We start from the raw sequence: 19,644 nt of genomic DNA on the forward strand, positions 1-19,644 counted from the left end.
AAAAAAAGATGAAACATCATTGCTTCATCTTTTTTTACGTATTAAGGATTAAACTTCCATTATAATCGGCAAAATCATTGGACGTCTTTTTGTTTTTTCGAATAAGAAACGACTTAATCCTTCTCTCACATTGCTCTTAAGGGAAGACCACTCATTAACATTCTCATTAACACATTTCTTCAGAATAACGCCTACTAGTTCATTGGCATCCTCAAGTAACTTTTCGGACTCACGCACATACACAAATCCTCGTGAAATGATGTTTGGTCCTGAAACAAATTCACCTGTTTTTTTGTTAAGAGTAACTACAACAACCAAAATTCCATCTTTTGAAAGGAGGCGACGATCTCGAAGTACAATATTCCCTACGTCTCCTACACCCAGGCCATCGATTAAGACATTTCCAGAAGGAACTTTCCCTGTCTTTCTCGCTTGCCCATTCGTAAATTCGACTACCTCTCCTTTATCAACGAGGAAAATATTTTCTGCTCTCATTCCGGTTTTCAATGCTAACTCTCGATGTGCATGCTGCATCCGAAATTCACCATGAATAGGAACAAAATACTTCGGCTTCATTAAATTAAGCATAAGCATTAATTCTTCTTGACTACCATGACCTGAAGCATGAACTTTCGCTTGTCCATAAACCACTTCTGCACCAATACGATACAGCTTATCAATAATCGCTGAAACCGACTTTTCATTACCTGGAATAGCAGAAGCGGCAATAATCACAGTGTCTTCTTCTGTAATCGTAATTTGCCTGTGTGCACCTTTTGCCATTCGTGTTAACGCTGACATCGGTTCTCCTTGACTACCTGTGGTTAAAATTGCAAGTTGGTCATCACGGTATTTGCCAATTTCGTCTATATCGATAAAGAGATCTTTTGGTGCATCAATATATCCTAATTTTGTTGCTATTGTAATAACTCGAACCATACTTTTTCCAACAACAACAAGCTTTCTATTTGCCCTAATTGAAGCTTGAATCACTTGTTGAATTCGATGAACGTTTGAAGCAAAAGTCGTAACAATAATGCGCCCTTCCGTTTTTTCAAAAACTTCAGCGATTCCTTGTCCAACTTCTATTTCTGATTTCGTTGTTCCTGGTCGCTCTGCATTCGTACTGTCAGACAGAAGACAAAGCACGCCTCGTTCACCAATCGCTGCCATCTTACCAATATCAGCATGCTTACCGTCAACAGGAGTTTGATCAAATTTAAAATCTCCTGTATGAACAACTGCACCTTGAGATGTTTCAAAACAAATACCCACTGAATCAGGAATACTATGATTTGTACGGAAAAACGACACTGATGTAGATCCAATTGTTAAACGGGAATTTGCATCAATTAAATGTAATGTACTATGACGGAAGATTCCTGCTTCTTTTAACTTTTCTTCAACTAGGCCAAGGGTTAATTTGGTTCCATATACAGGAACATTAATTTTCTTTAAAACGTAAGATAAACCTCCAATATGATCTTCATGACCATGTGTTAAAAAGATCCCTTGCACTCGCTCGGCATTTTCAACAAGGTATGACACATCTGGAATAACAATATCCACACCTAACATATCGTCATCCGGAAACATTAATCCCGCATCAACGACCAAGATGTCTTCATCTACTTCAACAACGTACATATTTTTGCCTATTTCACCGACTCCACCTAAGGCAAAAACACGTACTTTTTCTATATACTCTTTTGACAATGGACTTCCTCCTACTATATATGCTCTAAAAACCGAAATGTTTTTCGTTTTATACCGTTCGCTCATCCTTGGCGTAGATGATGTGACCCGCTAAAATTACAGATGATCGTAAGTACGATCTAATCCAACCCGAACAAATCAATTATATTAAGTATACCTTAATTAGGAAATGAAAAACAAGACTGAACTTCCTACGTTGGTATGACACGACACCTCTTTAAAAAGTTAGAATATATTAAATGTTTATACAAATAAGTAATTATCTTCCATGATTTTTTACTAACAAAAAAAGCTAACCCGGTGGATTAGCTTTTTTTCTTTAATACTTTATTAACTTCTCTCATTTGTCCATGATTTAAAGGAATCAACGGAAGTCTTACGTCTCCAACCTCTAACCCCTGCAACGACAAAGCGTATTTTACACATGTTGGATTAGGTGCTAGAAACATCGCTTTCATAACAGGCAGCAATAAGCGATGACTCTTCGCTGCTTTCTCTACGTTTCCAGCTTTAAAGTTTGTAATCATCTCTCTCATCTCACTGCCAATTACATGTGCTGCTACAGAAACGACGCCATGAGCTCCTATAGCTAGAGCCGGAAGCGTATTCGCATCATCACCTGTATAAAGAGTAAAATTCTCATCAACAGCTGTGAGAATGGCTGCCATTTGTTCCAAATCCCCACTTGCTTCCTTTACAGAAACGACATTAGGAATTTTAGATAAAGCAATGGTCGTCTCTGCTTCAATCTGTACACCTGTTCTCCCTGGAACATTATAGAGCATAATAGGAAGATCGGTTGATTCAGCTATTTTTTTAAAATGCTCATACATGCCTTCTTGTGACGGTTTATTGTAATATGGAGCAACAAGCATAATACCATCGACACCTAAGTCTTGTGCTTTTTTTGTTAACTCAATCGATGCTTGCGTATTATTACTTCCAGTTCCTGCGATAATAGGAATTCTTTTATTTGCATGTTTTATACATACGTTAAAAAGCTCTAGCTTTTCATCCGTTGAAAGTGTTGGAGACTCACCTGTTGTACCAGCTACAACTAAAGCATCGCTACCATGATCAATCAGGTAATCAATTAACTCCTTTGTTCTCTCAACATCAATCAAACCTTTTTGGGTAAAAGGGGTTACCATAGCAGTAACAATATGGCCAAAGTGCATAACCTTCAGCTCCTTGATTCATATTTCTAAGAGTGTTCTTCTAGTTGTCCTGTCTGTTCAAGTTGAAACATGTGATGGAGTGCGTTAACTGCTTTAACCATATCTTTTTCTTTAACTAGTACCCAAATTGTTGTATGAGAATCAGCTGATTGTAGTATTTGAATGTTTTGTTTTGATAATGCACTTACAATCTTGGCAGTAACACCTGGAACACCGGTCATTCCGGCTCCTACAGCTGACACTTTTGCACAATTTCTTGTCACCTCAGGTTCATAACCCATTTGATGCAATACTTCAATTGCTTTGTCAGCTACATTCTCCATAACTGTATAGCAGACACCGCGAAGGTTGATATTAATAAAGTCAACACTGATTTCTGCGGTCGCCATTGCTTTAAATACTTTCTCTTGTAAATCATATTCTCCTTGTTTTGCGGATACCTTAATTTGTGCTACATTGGCTAAATTCGCAATTCCGGTAATCACGCGGTCTTTCACTTCTGTTGTAGGTTTCGCAATTTTGGCTGTAACAAGTGTTCCTATGCCATTTGAATAGGTTGATCGAATTCGAATAGGAATCCTTGCTTGCATTGCTACCTCTACAGCTCTTGGATGTATCACTTTCGCACCTTGGTATGCCATGTTACAAATTTCTTCATAAGACATAGCATCAAGCGCCCTAGCATCTTCTACTATTCTAGGATCTGCCGTCATAACTCCTTCAACATCTGTAAAGATATCAACCCATTCAGCTTGAACTGCCGCACCTAACGCTGTTGCGGACGTATCACTACCCCCTCTTCCAAGCGTCGTCGTCTGACCATCGAATGTCTGACCTTGGAAACCAGCAACAACAACAACATCACTTGTTTTCAATTGTTTTATCAACCCGTCACAATTCATATCCACAATCTTTGCATTTGAAAATTCGTTATTTGTTCTGAAGCCAGCTTGAGCACCAGTTTGTGCAGTAGCAGTAATACCCATACTCTGCAAAAGATCCGTGAATACAACAGAAGAAATTACCTCACCGCAAGACACAAGTAGATCTTGCTCACGTTTCGGTAACTGTCTTTGATTGACAAGACCGAGTAATGTGTCCGTGGCGTAAGGTTCTCCCTCACGCCCCATTGCTGATACAACGACAATGACTTTATATCCATCTTCAACAGCTTTTTTCACATGGTTCGCTGCCAAAGACCGACTTTTGTCATCTCGTACAGACGTACCACCAAATTTCTGAACAATTATTTTCATACGACACCTACTTTAATTACGATAAAAGATTTAATTTTACGAGACTTTCAGCAATTTGTACTGAATTCCACGCTGCACCTTTCAGTAGGTTATCTGAAACAATCCACATATGATAGCCATTATCACGATCAAGATCATGACGAATCCGTCCAACAAACACATCATTCTTACCTACACATTCTGAAGCAAGAGGATATACTTGATTTGCTGGATCATCTTGCAATGTTACTCCAGGAGCTGTAGCAAGAAGATCTTTTAATTCTGCAACTGTTGCTCCACCTTTTTCTGTCTCAATATAAACAGATTCAGAATGACCAGTTTCTACTGGAAGACGTACACAAGTAGCTGCTACTTCAAGTTCTGCCATTTCCATGATTTTCTTTGTTTCATTAATCATTTTCATTTCTTCAAACGTATACCCGTTTTCTTGGAAAAGGTCAATCTGTGGAATGGCATTGAATGCGATCTGATAATGCTTTTTGTCTCCGCCTACTGGCAGGATTTCAGGTGTGAATTCTTTTCCTTCTAGAATATCTTTTGTTTGTTGTTTCATTTCTTCAATCGCTTCAAGACCTGCACCAGATACAGCTTGGTATGTTGAAACAACAACTTTTTTCAGACCATACTTTTCACGAATTGGCTCAAGAGCAACAACCATTTGAATCGTTGAACAATTTGGATTAGCAATGATTCCATTATGGCTCTTTAAAGCTTCCTCATTTACTTCTGGTACAACAAGAGGCACGCTTGAATCCATTCTAAATGCACTTGTATTATCAACTACAATCGCTCCACGTTTAACTGCTTCCGGCGCTAGTGCTTTTGAAACTGATCCTCCTGCTGAAAATAGGGCAATCTGAACCCCTTCAAAAGCTTCAGGTGTTGCTTCTTCTACTGTATATTCTTTCCCCTTAAAAGAGATAACTTTCCCTGCTGAACGTTTTGAAGATAATAGTTTCAAGCTAGCAATCGGAAAATCTCTTTCCTCCAACGTTTTTAACATTTGTTGACCAACTGCGCCTGTTGCGCCCACTACAGCTACATGATAATTTGACATTTTGTGTTCGTCTCCCCTCATCTGCTTACAACGTTTAATAGTATTTTTTTCACTAAGATGGAATGATTATAGCATATCCAGCTTAGTTTGTATCTGTTGTTTTCTCTATTAAACTTTAAGGGAAATATTTCATTTGTGCAACCATGTGAATCGCTTAATCTCTGAATTTTTCTACTAGTACAGGCTGATATTGCTTACCAGCTAAGGCAGACTCAACCGTATCCACTAATGCTTCCATTCTAGCCACTAACGAGTTTGGCTTCTTAATTGGATCATCCTGACCAAACGGAATAAAATATATGTTTTTTGTAGCCATTAATTTCATAATATTTACACCGTTAAGTCCCAACGCATCGTTTGTTGATATCCCAAGAACAACTGGATTTCCACTACGTAATGTTGCTTTTGCTCCCATTAAGACAGGGCCATCTGTCATTGCATTAGCAAGTTTACTCGTTGAGTTCCCCGTAATCGGAGCAAGCACCATACAATCTAATGGTGTTTTCGGCCCAAAAGGTTCGGCTTTCACAATCGTATCGACAATCTCTTCCTCCGTTATCTCTTCAATGCGTTTTAACCAATATGCACTAGTCCCGAACTTTGTATCTGTGCTTTTTACATTACCAGAGACAAAAGGGGTCACCTTCGCACCGTGTTTAATTAATTTTTCAATTTGAGGCATAACCTCTTCATACGTGCAATGAGATGCAGATATACCAAAACCAATGTGCTTCCCTTTTAATGACATGATTCATCCCCCTCTTACTTTTTAGTCTGATTAGTTAACAACACCGCTAGGACATCAGCTAAGATTTGACCAGCTGTTTTAGGTGCTACAATACCTGGTAAACCAGGAGCTAGCAGCGCCTTCATCCCCCGCTTCTCTGCATAACGAAAATCAGTACCACCTGGCTTCGAGGCTAAATCAATAATAAGCGTGTGGAGAGGCATTTCTGCTAATACATTTGCAGTAATGACACGGGCTGGTATCGTATTAATACACAAGTCAATATCTCTCAATTCTTCCTTCATGTGATCTGTATGAAATGGTGTTAATCCCATTTCTGTAATCCGAGCTAACTGTTGTGATTCGTTTGCGCCAACTTTGACATTTGCTCCTAAGGCGCTAAATGTCCTGGCTACAGACATACCGACTCTTCCTAGACCTAACACGGCCACTTTCGCACGATGGATGGTAATGTCCGTATGCTGAATCGCCATCATCACAGTTCCTTCTGCCGTAGGAATTGAATTGTAGATCGCAACATCATCACGCTCCATTAGCTTTACTAATGAACGTTTTGAGTTTTCAACACATTTGTCAAGATACTCATTACTAATGCCCGAATAAATGACGCAATGTTCTGGTGTTTGTTGTAGATGATCGACTTTTAATACAAGAGATTCATTTGAAAAGACCGTTTCAATTTTCCCATCTGAACTCGTGCCGCTTACCGGTAATAAAATGGCATCTGCCGTCGACCATTCAATATCTTTCAACGTGTGTTTCGATGCACCAATAAAACCATCATTTAACTGATCAAACCCAATCATCGAAATTTTTGCATCAAGTGTGGATAGTTTCCTGATGATTTCTAATTGTCGTGCATCCCCTCCAATAACGACAACGTGTTTATCTGTTAACATCTGCTCTTGTTCTCCTTTCATTCATGCGAATCTCATCATCGCAGGTCGCTTAAGAAGAGCTTTACATTCAGAGTTCGAATACCTCCCTACAGAAGCGACACCAAATGCACCTGTTCCTGTTGGCAAAGGATGAACAGCAACGATTCACCATAGCATATGTACTGTATATTCAATAGGTGAATACCAATTTTAGATAGACAATCGATCTTAATAAAGGACACCAAACTACTGATTTTATAGGACAATGGCAAAAAAAGAGCAGCCTTTCATAATAAATGAAAGAACTGCTTTTCTTAGAAAACTGAAAAAGTCATTTATACGTTTCTTGCGCCCTCATTTTCCTGATATTCATTTCACGCTCACTCGTATTGATCTAAATTAATAATGATCATATCTTCACCAATTTTTTTTACTTGATTCCAGTACACTGTTACTTCACGGTCCTTCTTTCCAAATCCGAACCATTTCATTGTAGGAATAATAAATGCTTCAATCTCACCAGTTTCTTCATTTACTAACAAATCTGTTTGCCCCAAAATGCCTAGACGTTCCCCTTTTTGATAATCGATAATCTCTTTGCTGCTAATTTCACTTAGTCTCATCAGATTACCTCCTCGTCCCTCATTAGTAGTAAGCTATGATCAGAAACGTAAAAAAAGACCAGACTATCGAAAAATCTGATCTTAAGCAAAAAATTATTGAAGTGTTTTTGGTAATTTACCTGTTGAATTAATTAAGGAAACAGATGGCTTCTCTTTTAAAATGGTTGCTGCTAATTGATTCACCTGAGTGAGAGTGACACTATCGATCTCATCAACAATATCATCAAGTGACCGATGTTTTTTGAGGAGTAATTCATTTTTTCCATTACGACTCATCCGACTATTTGTACTTTCTAAACTTAGCATTAAGCTCCCTTTTAATTGTTCTTTGCCATTTTTAAGTTCTTTTTCTGTCATCCCTACATTAGCAAGTGTATAGGCTGTTTCTTGTAAAGCTTTCGTTAAATCATCTAATTGGCTATGTGCTGTAGCAGCATAAATAGTTAACATGCCACTGTCTTGATAGGAAGAGTGATATGAAAATACAGAGTAGCATAACCCTCTTTTTTCACGAATCTCTTGAAACAATCTGCTACTCATGCTACCACCAAGTAAATTATTCAACAAAACTAGAGCATATACATTTTTTTCCCCAATTGCTAAACCTGGATACCCGAGACAAAGATGTGCTTGTTCAGTTTCTTTTTTGCGAACAATGGAGTTAGGAAAAAATACAGGTTTCTCATCTTGATGTTGATACGTTGTAGGATTTACATTTGAAAATATTTCTTTCAATTGATCAATTACTTTATCGGTAATGTTCCCAGCAACAGAAATAACGACATGGTCACCGGTATAAAATCTGGACATATACTCCCTTAATGAGTCGCCATTAAACGTCTCTAATGTATCCACTGTTCCTAAAATGGGATAACCAAGAGAATGACTTTTATAACTTGCTTCGCTTAGCAAATCATGAACAATATCATCTGGTGTATCATCTACCATTTTTATTTCTTCGAATACAACATTCTTTTCTTTTTGAAGCTCAGTCTCGTCGAAAACAGAATTGAAAAACATATCTGCCAAAACGTCAACAGCATACGCAGCATGATCATCTAACACTTTTGCGTAGTAGCATGTATATTCTTTCGAAGTAAAAGCATTTACTTGCCCGCCAATGCTATCAAATGATTCAGCAATCTCAGCGGCTGTACGTGTTTTCGTTCCTTTAAAGAACATATGCTCTAAAAAATGTGAGATACCGTTTTCTTCTTTCTTTTCAAAGCGCGAACCTGTACCAATCCACACTCCAATTGAAACCGAACGTACAGATGAAATATGTTCCGCTAAAATTCGAACACCGTTGTCTAGTTCTATTCTATTAACCACTTTTAATCCCCCTTATTGTCATCAAGGGTTACACCTAACATAACTCGTTGTTCAGAGAGAACCTCAGAAACTGTACTAATCTTATACCCTTTATCTTGTATTCCAATAATTAAATCTTCTAAGCCCTTAGCTGTCGGTTCAGTTGGATGCATTAAGATCATAGCTCCATTGTGTACCTTTGATAGCACACGATTGACCATTTCAGTTGGGTTAGGCTTTCTCCAATCAACAGTATCAACTGACCATAAGACCGTTTTCATTCCATGTTTGTGAGCTTGGTCAACCACCGTTTGATTGTAGCTTCCACTTGGCGGGGCAAACCAATTAGGTGTAACTTCAATTGTTGCTTCTATAACTGAATTTGTCTTTTGTAGTTCCTCGTCAATCCGCCCAACTGTTAATGTATTCATATCAGGATGTGAGTAAGCATGATTTCCTATCTCATGGCCTTCTTCAACAAGCATCTTAGCAAGATTTGGATTACTCTTAACCCATGAACCATCTAAGAAAAACGTTGTATGTAGTTCATGTTTTTTTAATGTCTTCAACATGTCAGGCAGATATTCATTTCCCCATGCCACATTGACTAAAAACGTGACAACAGGTTTGTTTTCATTGCCTTTATAAATGGGAGATGGGGGCAGATCGTCAAGATGAACATTTGGACTTGTTTCTTTAAAAACGAGTCTGTTTTCATCAAATTCATTGAGCTTCTTCATCTTATCATATGAAGCTTCTACGTCAACCTCTAGCCCATTATAGCCAGGTACTGCTTTCCAAACTCTATCTACTCTTGCATCAATCGCAGGTTCTGTATATGAATCTGAGCGTGCGACGATTTCCTCGTATAGAGAGTCCTGTTGCTTTAATACCATTTGACTATCTTGCTTTAATTCACTGATATAATTCATAGAAAATGGATTTTGGACAGCTCCAACCGATAGGATGACAATGATACAAAACACACCTACGTGAATAATCTTTTTCTTCATCACCAGTCCCTCCTCCTCTAGTGCGATTGTATGCTAGAGTTGGACAGGTTAGAACGCAAAAGGAGACTAGGATCACTCCCCCAGTCCCCTTTTTACATTAATTATTATTTCTGTGCTTGTTGTTTACGCTCTTTCTCTTCTTTAAGGATAACCTTACGTGAAAGATTAACTCTTCCTTGGTTATCGATCTCTGTTACACGAACAAGGATTTCATCTCCAAGCTTCACAACATCCTCTACTTTTTCAACACGTTCTTCTGCTAGCTGAGAAATATGAACCAAACCATCTTTACCTTTGAACAGTTCAACAAACGCACCAAATTTCTCAATTCGTTTTACTTTCCCAAGGTAGGTTTGCCCTACTTCTACTTCGCGTACAATATCTTCAATGATTGAACGTGCTTTTTCATTCATCGACATCTCTACAGAAGAAATATATACTGTTCCATCCTGCTCAATATCAATTTTAACCCCAGTTTCTTCAATGATCTTATTGATCATTTTACCACTCGGTCCGATCACATCACGGATTTTATCTGGGTTAATCTTCATAGTCATAATTTTTGGTGCATATGTCGATAACTCTGTACGGTATTCCCCTATAGCAGATAACATATTATCTAAAATAACCATACGACCTCTTTTAGCTTGCGCTAACGCCTCTTCTAAAATCTCTCGGTTAATGCCAGAAATTTTAATATCCATTTGTAAAGCCGTAATTCCTTCACGTGTACCAGCTACTTTAAAATCCATATCACCTAACGCATCTTCCATACCTTGAATATCCGTAAGAACTGACACATGCTCTTCTTGTTTCACAAGACCCATCGCAATACCCGCTACAGGTGCTTTGATAGGTACTCCTGCATCCATCATTGCAAGGGTACTTGCACAAATACTAGCCTGAGACGTTGAACCATTAGATTCCAGTACTTCAGAAACTAGTCGAATTGTATATGGAAATTCATTCTCATTAGGGATGACTGGCTCAAGCGCTCTCTCACCTAATGCACCATGTCCAATCTCGCGACGACCAGGTCCCCGAATTGGCCCAGTTTCCCCTACACTAAATTGTGGGAAATTATAATGATGCATGAATCTCTTAGATTCTTCAATTCCAAGCCCGTCTAGAATCTGCACATCCCCTAATGCACCAAGAGTACAAATACTTAATGCTTGAGTTTGTCCTCGAGTGAAGAGACCTGACCCATGGGTACGTGGAAGAAGATCTACTTGAGAAGCAAGTGGACGAATTTCATCTACCTTACGTCCATCTGGGCGTACTTTATCAATTGTAATTAGACGACGTACTTCTTCTTTTACAATCTTATGTAGAACTTCTTTGACATCACCTAAATCTATGTCTTCTCGCTCTTCGAAAGACGCAACCGTTTTTTCTTTTATTGCATCAATTGCTTCTGCTCTTGCATGCTTCTCTTGTACTTGGACAGCTTCTTTCAATTCTGCTTCAGAAATCTGACGTACTTCTTGCTCTAGGTCAGCGTCAACTATCTTTAACTGAACTTCTGACTTTTCCTTCCCAACAGCTTTTGCAATCTCTTCTTGGAAAGAAATTAATTTCTTAATTTCATCATGACCAAACATAATCGCTTCCAACATTGCTTCTTCGGTTACTTCTGATGCACCAGCTTCAACCATGTTAATAGCTTCTTTCGTACCAGCTACAACAAGGTCAATATCGCTTTGCTCTAACTCCTCAGTTGTTGGGTTAATGACGAACTTTCCATCCATTCTACCAACAGTTACACCAGCAATTGGGCCATCAAATGGTATATCAGATACACAAAGGGCAAGTGACGAACCAATCATAGCCGCCATTTCAGATGAGGCATTTGGATCAGAACTCATTACAATACTGATCACTTGTACTTCATTTCTGAAGCCATCTGGGAATAATGGTCTAATCGGACGGTCAATTAAACGACTTGTCAAAATCGCTCTTTCACTTGGACGGCCCTCTCTTTTAATGAAACCTCCAGGAATTTTCCCTGCAGCATAGAGACGCTCCTCATAATTGACTGTTAGAGGAAAAAAGTTTAAATCTTTAGGTTCTTTAGAAGCAGTAGCTGTTGATAACACAGCTGTATCACCATATCTGATGAGCACTGCGCCATTAGCTTGTTTGGCTAATTGGCCAATTTCTACTGTAAGCTCTCGACCAGCCCACTCCATTGTAAATACTTGTTTCGTTTGATCCATTACGCGTACTCCTCTCGTACACCATTTATTAATCCAGCTTCATTTATTATTGCCAATTCTGTTAAAAAGTAAAAGAATATATAAGATTGGTTATTTTTAGTCAAATTACCAATGTTATAAGATCAAGAAAAAAGCGGGAATTTATCCCGCTTTCATCACGATTATCGGCGTAAACCAAGCTTATCAACTAGGTTACGGTAACGTGTAACATCCTTGTTACGTAGGTAAGTTAACAAGTTACGACGTTGCCCTACCATTTTAAGAAGACCACGACGTGAATGGTGATCCTTCTTATGAGTACGTAAGTGCTCATTTAATGTGTTGATTTGCTCTGTTAGGATAGCAACTTGAACCTCTGGAGAACCAGTGTCCGTGTCATGCGTTTTGAATTCAGCGATTAACTCATTCTTACGCTCTTGTGTTAAAGCCATCCTATTCACCTCCCTTTTTTCTAATCTCCTATTCCCTAGCAAACGTCGGTGACTCGATCTGCCAAGAAACGGATTCGTACCGTAGTACAAACAATACTATACCTTTTTTTTGAATGGATTGCAAGTTTTCCTGCTTATTCATAAACTTTTAATTTAAGCAATGATTGTGCCGCCTCTTTATCAAGGCTAATTTGTTCAATAAGCTGATCAATGCCCTTAAATTTCTTTTCAGACCTAATACGAGAATACCAATGTATCTCTACCTCTAGCCCATAAATATCTTCATGGAAGGAAAAGAGATGAACTTCAATGGTCGGAACTACGTCCTTTTCCTGATGGAAAGTTGGTTTATATCCAATGTTACATACACCATCGTACTGGACTTTATTTATCGTTAATCTAACGGCATAAACTCCCGTTCTTGGAATAATGTATCGTTCTTTAGGTTCAATATTTGCTGTTGGAAACCCAATAGTTCTTCCCCTTTTTTCCCCATCAACAACTGTCCCTTTAATGACGTATTCTTCCCCTAAAAGAGTTGTTACGCTATTCATATCTCCTTGTTCAAGTAGCTCTCTGATTTTAGTCGAACTTACTTTCTCATTGTTACTTTCATATTTTTCAACAGTTGTTGCTTCTAATCGATTGCGAGCATGAAATGGAAGAGTTTCCATTGTTCCTTTCCCAAGAGCGCCATAAGTAAAATCAAAACCTGCAACAGCATGTACAACATGTAACCCGATTAAATAATCATCGACAAATTCTTGAGGTGTAAGGCTAGCAAATAAAGGGGTAAATCTCACTACGTAAAGTGTATCGATCCCCAGTCTTTCAATTTTATCAATCTTATCTGGTAATGGCGTTATGTAATTCATTTCCGTTTTCCTCAACACTTCTTTTGGGTGAGGATGAAACGTCATTACTGATGCTGTTGTATCAAGCTTATTTGCAATCTCTTTTGCCTTTTTCATGACTGCTTTGTGACCAGTATGTACTCCATCAAAATAGCCTAAAGCCATCACTGTCTTTTCTGGCTTTAATGTATTTCTATCTATAGGATGTTCTAAATAAATGGTATCCATTAAGAATCCCCTTTTCACTCCTAAATTATTAAGATGGCTCGCCTGTCCAGAACATTTTTTCTGGTTTAACAAAGCCTTCTTTCGTAGGGTGGCGCTTATAAACAGCTAAACACTCCCCTTTCTCATTATATACGCAAAATCGTATTTGTTCTAACCCTTTCTTTATAGGTAGAACAGCCCCGTTTTTTATTTGTTGCTCTGTTACTGGATCTACTATGCTCTTGGGCAAATAATCAACAGCCGTCTCAAATGGGATGAGTTGAGCGAACAATTGACCATTTTCTCTAAATTCCTCTAATTGCTCAAACGTTATACTATTCTCTAAAGAATACGGACCTGACGATGTACGAACGAGATCGGACATATGTGCGGGATATCCGAGCTTATGTCCTATATCAACTGCCAATGTTCGAACGTACGTCCCTTTGCTACAATAGACACGAAACCGAAATGAGGCCGTATCTTCCTTATAAGTAATATCGGATAATCGGTCCAAGGAGTGAATCGTCACAGTTCTTTGAGGACGTTCTACTTCCTTACCAGCACGAGCATACTCATACAGTTTCTTGCCATTGACTTTGACTGCAGAATACATTGGGGGAACTTGAATAATTTCACCTTTAAAGTGATTAAGTATTTTGTCTAGTTCGGCTTCTGTCCATTTATCCGTAACAGGCTTTTTGTTAACAACATCACCGCCTTTATCTTCCGTTGTTGTCGAAAACCCTATCGTTACTTCACCCTCGTACTCTTTTGAGTATCCTGACATGTATTCCACTACTTTCGTTGCTTTCCCAATACAAATAGGCAGTACTCCATTCACATCCGGGTCTAGCGTACCTGTATGTCCAACTTTTTTCGTTTGAAATATACGCCTAACTTTCATCACACAATCGTGAGAAGTCATGCCTCTTGGTTTATGTAAAATTAAGATTCCATTTGGGTTCATTGGTTCCTCCCTTTGTTGCTATTGATTTACATGGCTTTTGTACAATATCCTGCTTTCTAACATTTATCACAAAAGGGTAGAAGAGCATTCGCCCTCCTACCCTCTAATCATCTATCGTTCATTTTTATTTATATCTTGGAGAAGCGTTTCAATACGATTACCATATTCAATCGACTCATCAAACTCAAAGAAAATATCTGGTGTTTTACGAAGACGAATTCGTTTTCCAATCTCAGAGCGAATAAATCCTTTCGCTTTAGATAATGCTTGAAGAGTTGCTTCTTTTTGTTCGTCACTTCCAAGAACTGTAATAAATACTTTTGCTTGCTGAAGGTCCCCTGTAACATCTACTCCTGTAACTGTTACAAAACTTACACGAGGATCTTTAAGCTCTCGCATAATAATATCACTGAGCTCTTTTTTCATTTGTTCACCTACACGGTGTGCACGAACATTACTCATACTATTCACCTCTGTTCTTTACATTAGAGCCATTCATAATCAGTAACTGTTCTTTCTGCTTTTGGCTCACCATCAATTAAGGAAAGTGCCTTTTGCAGTTCACGCTCACAAACAGTGCGATCATTAGAAACTGTTACTAACGCTAATTCAGCTCGCTGCCAAACATCATGATGATCTGTTTCTGCAACAGAAACGTTAAACCGTTGCTTCAATCTTGTTTGAATACTTTTTAAAACAGAGCGTTTTTCTTTCAGTGATTGAGCATCATAAATGAGGAGTTCAAGACGTACGAACCCTATAATCATTTACGCTCAATTTCCTCCATAACATACGCTTCAATGATGTCGCCTTCTTTAATATCGTTATAATTCTCAAGTGTGATTCCACACTCGTATCCAGCAGCCACTTCTTTGGCATCGTCTTTAAATCGTTTCAATGCATTGATTGACCCCTCATAAATAACAATTCCATCACGAATGAGGCGCACTGTTGAATCTCTTGTTACTTTTCCATCAGTAACATAAGCTCCAGCAATCGTACCTACTTTTGAAACTTTAAATGTTGTACGTACTTCTACTTGACCAATGACTTTTTCTTCAAATTCAGGGTCAAGCATCCCTTTCATTGCTGCCTCAATTTCATCAATAGCATTATAAATGACACGATGAAGACGAATATCAACTTTTTCAGCTTCCGCTGTACGTTTTGCATTTACATCCGGACGTACATTGAAACCAATAATAATCGCATTAGAAGCTGATGCAAGCATTACATCATACTCAGTAATGGCTCCAACACCTGTATGAATGATTTTTACTTTGACACCTTCTACGTCAATTTTTTCTAATGATCCGCGCATGGCTTCAACTGAACCTTGAACGTCCGCTTTAATGATGATATTAATATCTTTTACTTCACCTTGCTGGATTTGATTGAACAGGTCATCCAAGCTTACTTTTGAACTTTCAGCAAGATTTTCTTCACGTTGACGAGACATTCTAGCTTCCCCAATTTGACGAGCTTTCTTCTCATCTGCGAAGGCTTGGAATTGGTCTCCTGCTAATGGAACTTCGTTAAGTCCAGTAATTTCAACTGGTGTAGAAGGTCCAACTTCTTTCACACGACGACCTAGATCATTCACCATCGCACGAACACGTCCAAACGCAGACCCTACAACTATTGGATCCCCAACTTTTAACGTTCCACTTTGTACAAGCAGAGTAGCTACAGCCCCACGGCCTTTATCAAGTTCCGCTTCAATTACTGTACCTTTCGCTAATTTATCTGGATTCGCTTTTAATTCCTCTACTTCTGAAACAAGAAGAATCATTTCTAATAACTCATCAATTCCAGTTCCTGCCAGAGCAGATACATTAACAAAAATTGTATCTCCTCCCCACGCTTCAGGGACAAGTTCAAATTCTGTTAACTCTTGCATGACACGATCAGGGTTCGCAGCTTCTTTATCAATTTTATTTACAGCAACAATAATTGGTACACCTGCTGCTTTTGCATGGCTGATTGCTTCTTTTGTTTGAGGCATAACACCATCATCTGCTGCGACAACAAGAATTGTAATATCAGTGACTTGGGCACCACGAGCACGCATTGTCGTAAAGGCTGCGTGACCTGGTGTATCAAGGAATGTGACCTTCTTGCCACCTGACTCAATTTGGTACGCACCAATGTGTTGTGTAATTCCACCAGCTTCGCCTTCTGTTACTTTCGTATGACGAATGGAGTCAAGTAACGTCGTTTTACCGTGGTCTACGTGCCCCATAATGGTTACAACAGGTGGTCTCTCTTGTAAGTCTTCCTCGGAATCATCATCTACATAACTTTCAAAATCCATTTCATCAATAACAATTTCTTCCTCAACAAGAACGCCATAATCACCTGCGATGAGTTCAATTGTGTCAGTGTCTAATTCTTGGTTAATAGTTGCCATTACACCAAGACCCATTAACTTCTTAATGATTTCAGAAGGTTCTTTATGTAGTTCTTTCGCTATTTCTCCAACTGTTAGCGAACCAACATACGTAATTTTTTCTGGTAATGGTTTTGGCTTCGGTGGCTCTTGCTTGTGGCCGCCGCCTCCACGCTTATTTTGCTGTTTGTTTCCGCGGTTTTGCTGATTTTTATTATTTGAAGGCTTCGATTGATTACGTTTCCCATCGTTTTTTTGTTGCTTAGGGCGATGGTCATTTTTTTCTTGGTTCTTTGTAGCTGTTGTTACAGAGCTATTTCCACCCGTTAAAGTTTCCATCATCTTTTCATCTAAAACTGACATATGATTTGTAACGGAAAAGCCTGATTCTTTTAACTGATCAATGATGACTTTGCTTGCTACATCTTTCTCTTTTGCATATTCATATATTCGCATTTTTTTCATATATTTACCTCCAAAAATCATTGGTCGAGTAATGCGGTCATCTTTTTTGCAAATCCATCATCCATTACTCCAATGACGACTCTCTCCGCTTTTCCGATAGCCTGCCCAAGCGTAGCGCGATCAGACGTTATCCGTACCGGAATGTTGTAATGGCCGCATTTGTCCAATACCTTTTTCTTTGTTTGTTCTGCAGCATCAGAAGATAAGATGACTAACCTTACAGTTTTTCTTCTCACTTCTTTTATTACGAGCTCTTCCCCAGTAACAAGCTTCCTTGCTCGTGCTGCTAATCCTAGTAATGAGATCCATTTCTCCATCATTTACGATTCCTTTTACTTGCTTCATGGAGTTCATCATAAATTTCAGGATCAACCATAACTTGTAAATGCCGTGATAGTACATCTTTTTTCTTAGCTAATTCAAAGCTTTCATCGTTATTGCTGATATAAGCCCCACGTCCGTTCTTTTTCCCTGTTACATCGACGGATACGTCACCTTCTGGAGAGCGAACAATACGAATTAACTCTTGTTTTGGCTTCATTTCATTTGTCACAATGCATTTTCGAAGAGGAACTTTACGTTGTTTCACCGGCTCCATCTCCTTCTTTATTCTTGTTCGTCCATCTCTGGAACAAATACATCCTCTTCATTGCCTACAGGAACAAGCTCTTCCTCATCATCTAATAGACCAAGCTCCCTAGCATCCGACTCACTTTTAATGTCAATTTTCCACCCTGTAAGTTTTGCTGCTAGCCTTGCATTTTGTCCACGTTTTCCAATTGCAAGAGATAGCTGGTAATCAGGTACGATGACTTGAGTCATTTTCTCTTCTTCATTCACGTTTACTTTTAAGACCTTCGATGGGCTGAGAGCATTTGCTACGTATTCCACTGGGTCTTCTGACCAACGCACAATATCAATTTTTTCACCTTTTAACTCATTAACAATTGTTTGAACTCTTTGCCCTCTTGGACCTACACATGCTCCTACAGGATCAACTTCAGGATTGTCGACATGAACCGCAATCTTCGAACGGTCACCAGCTTCTCGAGATACTGATTTAATTTCAACTGTACCATCATAAATTTCAGGTACTTCGAGTTCAAATAATCTCTTTAAAAGACCAGGATGAGTACGTGAAATTAAGATTTGTGGGCCCTTTGTTGTTTTTTCAACTTTTGTAATGTACGCTTTAATACGGTCATTATGTTTGTAGCTTTCATTTGGCATTTGTTCACTCAAAGGTAGAAGGGCTTCCACTTTTCCAAGGTCTACATAAATAAAGCGGTGATCTTGTCTTTGTACAATCCCTGTCATAATATCTTCTTCACGATCGATAAAATCAGAATAAATAATGCCTCTTTCAGCTTCGCGAACACGTTGTGTTACAACTTGTTTCGCCGTTTGTGCAGCGATACGCCCAAAGTCTTTTGGTGTGACCTCAATTTCCACAACATCATCCACTTCATAGCTTGGATTTATTTTTTGAGCTTCATCAATGGAAATTTCAAGACGTGCATCAAATACTTCTTCAACAACTGTCTTCCTTGCAAAAACTCGAATCCTTCCATTATCTCGATTGACATCCACTCGCACATTTTGAACTTGGTTAAAGTTACGTTTATATCCTGAGATAAGCGCAGCTTCAATCGCCTCAATGATTACTTCTTTTTTAATTCCTTTTTCTCTTTCTAACGTTGCCAATGCATCCATAAAATCACTGTTCATGGATTCTATTTCCCCCTTTCAATGGTCAAGATAAGCGTTTTAGAAAATAATGGCTAACCTTGCGTTTGCTACTTTCGCGTATGGGATTGTATACACTTTTTTACGAGTTTTTATTTTCACTTCAATTTCTAAATTTTCACCATTAAAATTAATCAGTTTGCCTTCGAAAGTCTTTTCCTCGTCAACTGGTTCATATGTTGTGACGTAGACATTTTTCCCAATGGCTTTCGTTATATCTTTTTCCTTTTTTAGTGGCCTCTCTGCTCCTGGTGATGATACTTCTAGAAAATAAGCTTGTTGAATTGGATCAAGCTCATCAAGTTTTTCACTCAGCTTTTCACTTACAACACCACAGTCTTCAAGGTCTACTCCTGTATCTGAGTCAATAAAGATTCGTAAAAACCAATTCGGTCCTTCTTTTTTAAATTCTACCTCTACAAGTTCTAGGTTAAGCTCATCTAAAATGGGCGTTACTAATTCACTTGTGATTTCAGTGACTTTCTTACTCATCTGTACCCTCCTCGCTGTTCTACTATTTCATGTATGGATAGCGAACCGAATAATGATTATTGATAGTATCTTCAGTTACGCCGCTTGTTTT

20 protein-coding genes are annotated in these 19,644 nt (G+C 38.6%); all 20 read right to left on the reverse strand.

The genetic code is table 11. The features are described from left to right. Positions 1-48: 48 nt before the first annotated feature. Entirely contained in the window at positions 49-1,716 is a 1,668-nt protein-coding gene (locus SAY88_RS07435) for a ribonuclease J (protein WP_332630622.1), read from the reverse strand. 305 nt (positions 1,717-2,021) lie between these two features. Beyond that, positions 2,022-2,894 (reverse strand): 4-hydroxy-tetrahydrodipicolinate synthase, encoded by an 873-nt coding sequence (dapA, locus tag SAY88_RS07440; RefSeq protein WP_332630625.1) that lies wholly within the window; start codon positions 2,892-2,894, stop codon positions 2,022-2,024. A gap of 26 nt (positions 2,895-2,920) precedes the next feature. Beyond that, positions 2,921-4,150, reverse strand: coding sequence for an aspartate kinase (gene dapG / locus SAY88_RS07445; RefSeq protein ID WP_332630627.1), 1,230 nt, complete (start codon positions 4,148-4,150; stop codon positions 2,921-2,923). A 16-nt stretch (positions 4,151-4,166) separates the two neighbouring features. Beyond that, on the reverse strand, positions 4,167-5,207 hold the full coding sequence (gene asd, locus SAY88_RS07450; protein ID WP_332630628.1) for an aspartate-semialdehyde dehydrogenase: 1,041 nt from the start codon (positions 5,205-5,207) through the stop codon (positions 4,167-4,169). 154 nt (positions 5,208-5,361) lie between these two features. Then, entirely contained in the window at positions 5,362-5,955 is a 594-nt protein-coding gene (locus SAY88_RS07455; protein WP_250095435.1) for a dipicolinate synthase subunit B, read from the reverse strand. A gap of 14 nt (positions 5,956-5,969) precedes the next feature. Further along, positions 5,970-6,854 (reverse strand): dipicolinic acid synthetase subunit A, encoded by an 885-nt coding sequence (gene dpaA, locus SAY88_RS07460; RefSeq protein WP_332630738.1) that lies wholly within the window; start codon positions 6,852-6,854, stop codon positions 5,970-5,972. A gap of 359 nt (positions 6,855-7,213) precedes the next feature. Then, on the reverse strand, positions 7,214-7,456 hold the full coding sequence (locus SAY88_RS07465; RefSeq protein ID WP_250095434.1) for a YlmC/YmxH family sporulation protein: 243 nt from the start codon (positions 7,454-7,456) through the stop codon (positions 7,214-7,216). 93 nt (positions 7,457-7,549) lie between these two features. Then, positions 7,550-8,788 (reverse strand): M16 family metallopeptidase, encoded by a 1,239-nt coding sequence (locus SAY88_RS07470; protein WP_332630631.1) that lies wholly within the window; start codon positions 8,786-8,788, stop codon positions 7,550-7,552. A gap of 2 nt (positions 8,789-8,790) precedes the next feature. Then, on the reverse strand, positions 8,791-9,780 hold the full coding sequence (locus SAY88_RS07475; protein ID WP_332630633.1) for a polysaccharide deacetylase family protein: 990 nt from the start codon (positions 9,778-9,780) through the stop codon (positions 8,791-8,793). Between the two features lie 104 nt (positions 9,781-9,884). After that, positions 9,885-11,999 carry a polyribonucleotide nucleotidyltransferase gene (pnp, locus tag SAY88_RS07480; protein WP_332630635.1) on the reverse strand — a complete coding sequence of 705 codons (2,115 nt, stop codon included), beginning with the start codon at positions 11,997-11,999 and terminating at the stop codon, positions 9,885-9,887. 161 nt (positions 12,000-12,160) lie between these two features. Beyond that, positions 12,161-12,430, reverse strand: a complete 270-nt coding sequence (gene rpsO / locus SAY88_RS07485) for a 30S ribosomal protein S15 (protein WP_012959342.1) — start codon at positions 12,428-12,430, stop codon at positions 12,161-12,163. A gap of 134 nt (positions 12,431-12,564) precedes the next feature. After that, entirely contained in the window at positions 12,565-13,512 is a 948-nt protein-coding gene (gene ribF / locus SAY88_RS07490; protein WP_332630641.1) for a bifunctional riboflavin kinase/FAD synthetase, read from the reverse strand. A 28-nt stretch (positions 13,513-13,540) separates the two neighbouring features. After that, positions 13,541-14,461, reverse strand: coding sequence for a tRNA pseudouridine(55) synthase TruB (gene truB, locus SAY88_RS07495; protein WP_332630643.1), 921 nt, complete (start codon positions 14,459-14,461; stop codon positions 13,541-13,543). A gap of 111 nt (positions 14,462-14,572) precedes the next feature. Continuing rightward, positions 14,573-14,923: a 30S ribosome-binding factor RbfA gene (rbfA, locus tag SAY88_RS07500; protein ID WP_034629559.1), complete on the reverse strand. Its 351-nt coding sequence runs from the start codon at positions 14,921-14,923 to the stop codon at positions 14,573-14,575. Between the two features lie 23 nt (positions 14,924-14,946). After that, positions 14,947-15,228, reverse strand: coding sequence for a DUF503 domain-containing protein (locus SAY88_RS07505; protein WP_250095428.1), 282 nt, complete (start codon positions 15,226-15,228; stop codon positions 14,947-14,949). Then, entirely contained in the window at positions 15,225-17,315 is a 2,091-nt protein-coding gene (gene infB / locus SAY88_RS07510; protein WP_332630646.1) for a translation initiation factor IF-2, read from the reverse strand. The genes SAY88_RS07505 and infB overlap by 4 nt, the downstream gene beginning before the upstream one ends. 17 nt (positions 17,316-17,332) lie before the next feature. Beyond that, entirely contained in the window at positions 17,333-17,635 is a 303-nt protein-coding gene (locus SAY88_RS07515; protein WP_250095426.1) for a YlxQ family RNA-binding protein, read from the reverse strand. Further along, complete coding sequence (rnpM, locus tag SAY88_RS07520; RefSeq protein WP_332630648.1) at positions 17,632-17,904, reverse strand: RNase P modulator RnpM; 273 nt, start codon at positions 17,902-17,904, stop codon at positions 17,632-17,634. The genes SAY88_RS07515 and rnpM overlap by 4 nt, the downstream gene beginning before the upstream one ends. A gap of 17 nt (positions 17,905-17,921) precedes the next feature. Next, positions 17,922-19,043: a transcription termination factor NusA gene (gene nusA / locus SAY88_RS07525; protein WP_332630650.1), complete on the reverse strand. Its 1,122-nt coding sequence runs from the start codon at positions 19,041-19,043 to the stop codon at positions 17,922-17,924. Between the two features lie 39 nt (positions 19,044-19,082). Next, positions 19,083-19,553 carry a ribosome maturation factor RimP gene (gene rimP, locus SAY88_RS07530; protein ID WP_332630652.1) on the reverse strand — a complete coding sequence of 157 codons (471 nt, stop codon included), beginning with the start codon at positions 19,551-19,553 and terminating at the stop codon, positions 19,083-19,085. Between the last annotated feature and the right edge of the window lie 91 nt (positions 19,554-19,644).

It is taken from the genome of Halalkalibacter flavus, from assembly GCF_036663575.1.
Classification (GTDB): domain Bacteria; phylum Bacillota; class Bacilli; order Bacillales; family Bacillaceae_D; genus Halalkalibacter; species Halalkalibacter flavus.

Coding starts and splice junctions, on each gene's coding strand:
- rimP (WP_332630652.1), bottom strand. CDS start 19,553: ATGAGTAAGAAAGTCACTGAAATCACAAGTGAATTAGTAACGCCCATT.
- rpsO (WP_012959342.1), bottom strand. CDS start 12,430: ATGGCTTTAACACAAGAGCGTAAGAATGAGTTAATCGCTGAATTCAAA.
- infB (WP_332630646.1), bottom strand. CDS start 17,315: ATGAAAAAAATGCGAATATATGAATATGCAAAAGAGAAAGATGTAGCA.
- SAY88_RS07475 (WP_332630633.1), bottom strand. CDS start 9,780: ATGAAGAAAAAGATTATTCACGTAGGTGTGTTTTGTATCATTGTCATC.
- dapG (WP_332630627.1), bottom strand. CDS start 4,150: ATGAAAATAATTGTTCAGAAATTTGGTGGTACGTCTGTACGAGATGAC.
- pnp (WP_332630635.1), bottom strand. CDS start 11,999: ATGGATCAAACGAAACAAGTATTTACAATGGAGTGGGCTGGTCGAGAG.
- dpaA (WP_332630738.1), bottom strand. CDS start 6,854: ATGTTAACAGATAAACACGTTGTCGTTATTGGAGGGGATGCACGACAA.
- nusA (WP_332630650.1), bottom strand. CDS start 19,043: ATGAACAGTGATTTTATGGATGCATTGGCAACGTTAGAAAGAGAAAAA.
- SAY88_RS07455 (WP_250095435.1), bottom strand. CDS start 5,955: ATGTCATTAAAAGGGAAGCACATTGGTTTTGGTATATCTGCATCTCAT.
- rbfA (WP_034629559.1), bottom strand. CDS start 14,923: ATGAGTAATGTTCGTGCACACCGTGTAGGTGAACAAATGAAAAAAGAG.
- SAY88_RS07515 (WP_250095426.1), bottom strand. CDS start 17,635: ATGATGGAGAAATGGATCTCATTACTAGGATTAGCAGCACGAGCAAGG.
- dapA (WP_332630625.1), bottom strand. CDS start 2,894: ATGCACTTTGGCCATATTGTTACTGCTATGGTAACCCCTTTTACCCAA.
- asd (WP_332630628.1), bottom strand. CDS start 5,207: ATGTCAAATTATCATGTAGCTGTAGTGGGCGCAACAGGCGCAGTTGGT.
- ribF (WP_332630641.1), bottom strand. CDS start 13,512: ATGGATACCATTTATTTAGAACATCCTATAGATAGAAATACATTAAAG.
- truB (WP_332630643.1), bottom strand. CDS start 14,461: ATGAACCCAAATGGAATCTTAATTTTACATAAACCAAGAGGCATGACT.
- SAY88_RS07505 (WP_250095428.1), bottom strand. CDS start 15,228: ATGATTATAGGGTTCGTACGTCTTGAACTCCTCATTTATGATGCTCAA.
- SAY88_RS07465 (WP_250095434.1), bottom strand. CDS start 7,456: ATGAGACTAAGTGAAATTAGCAGCAAAGAGATTATCGATTATCAAAAA.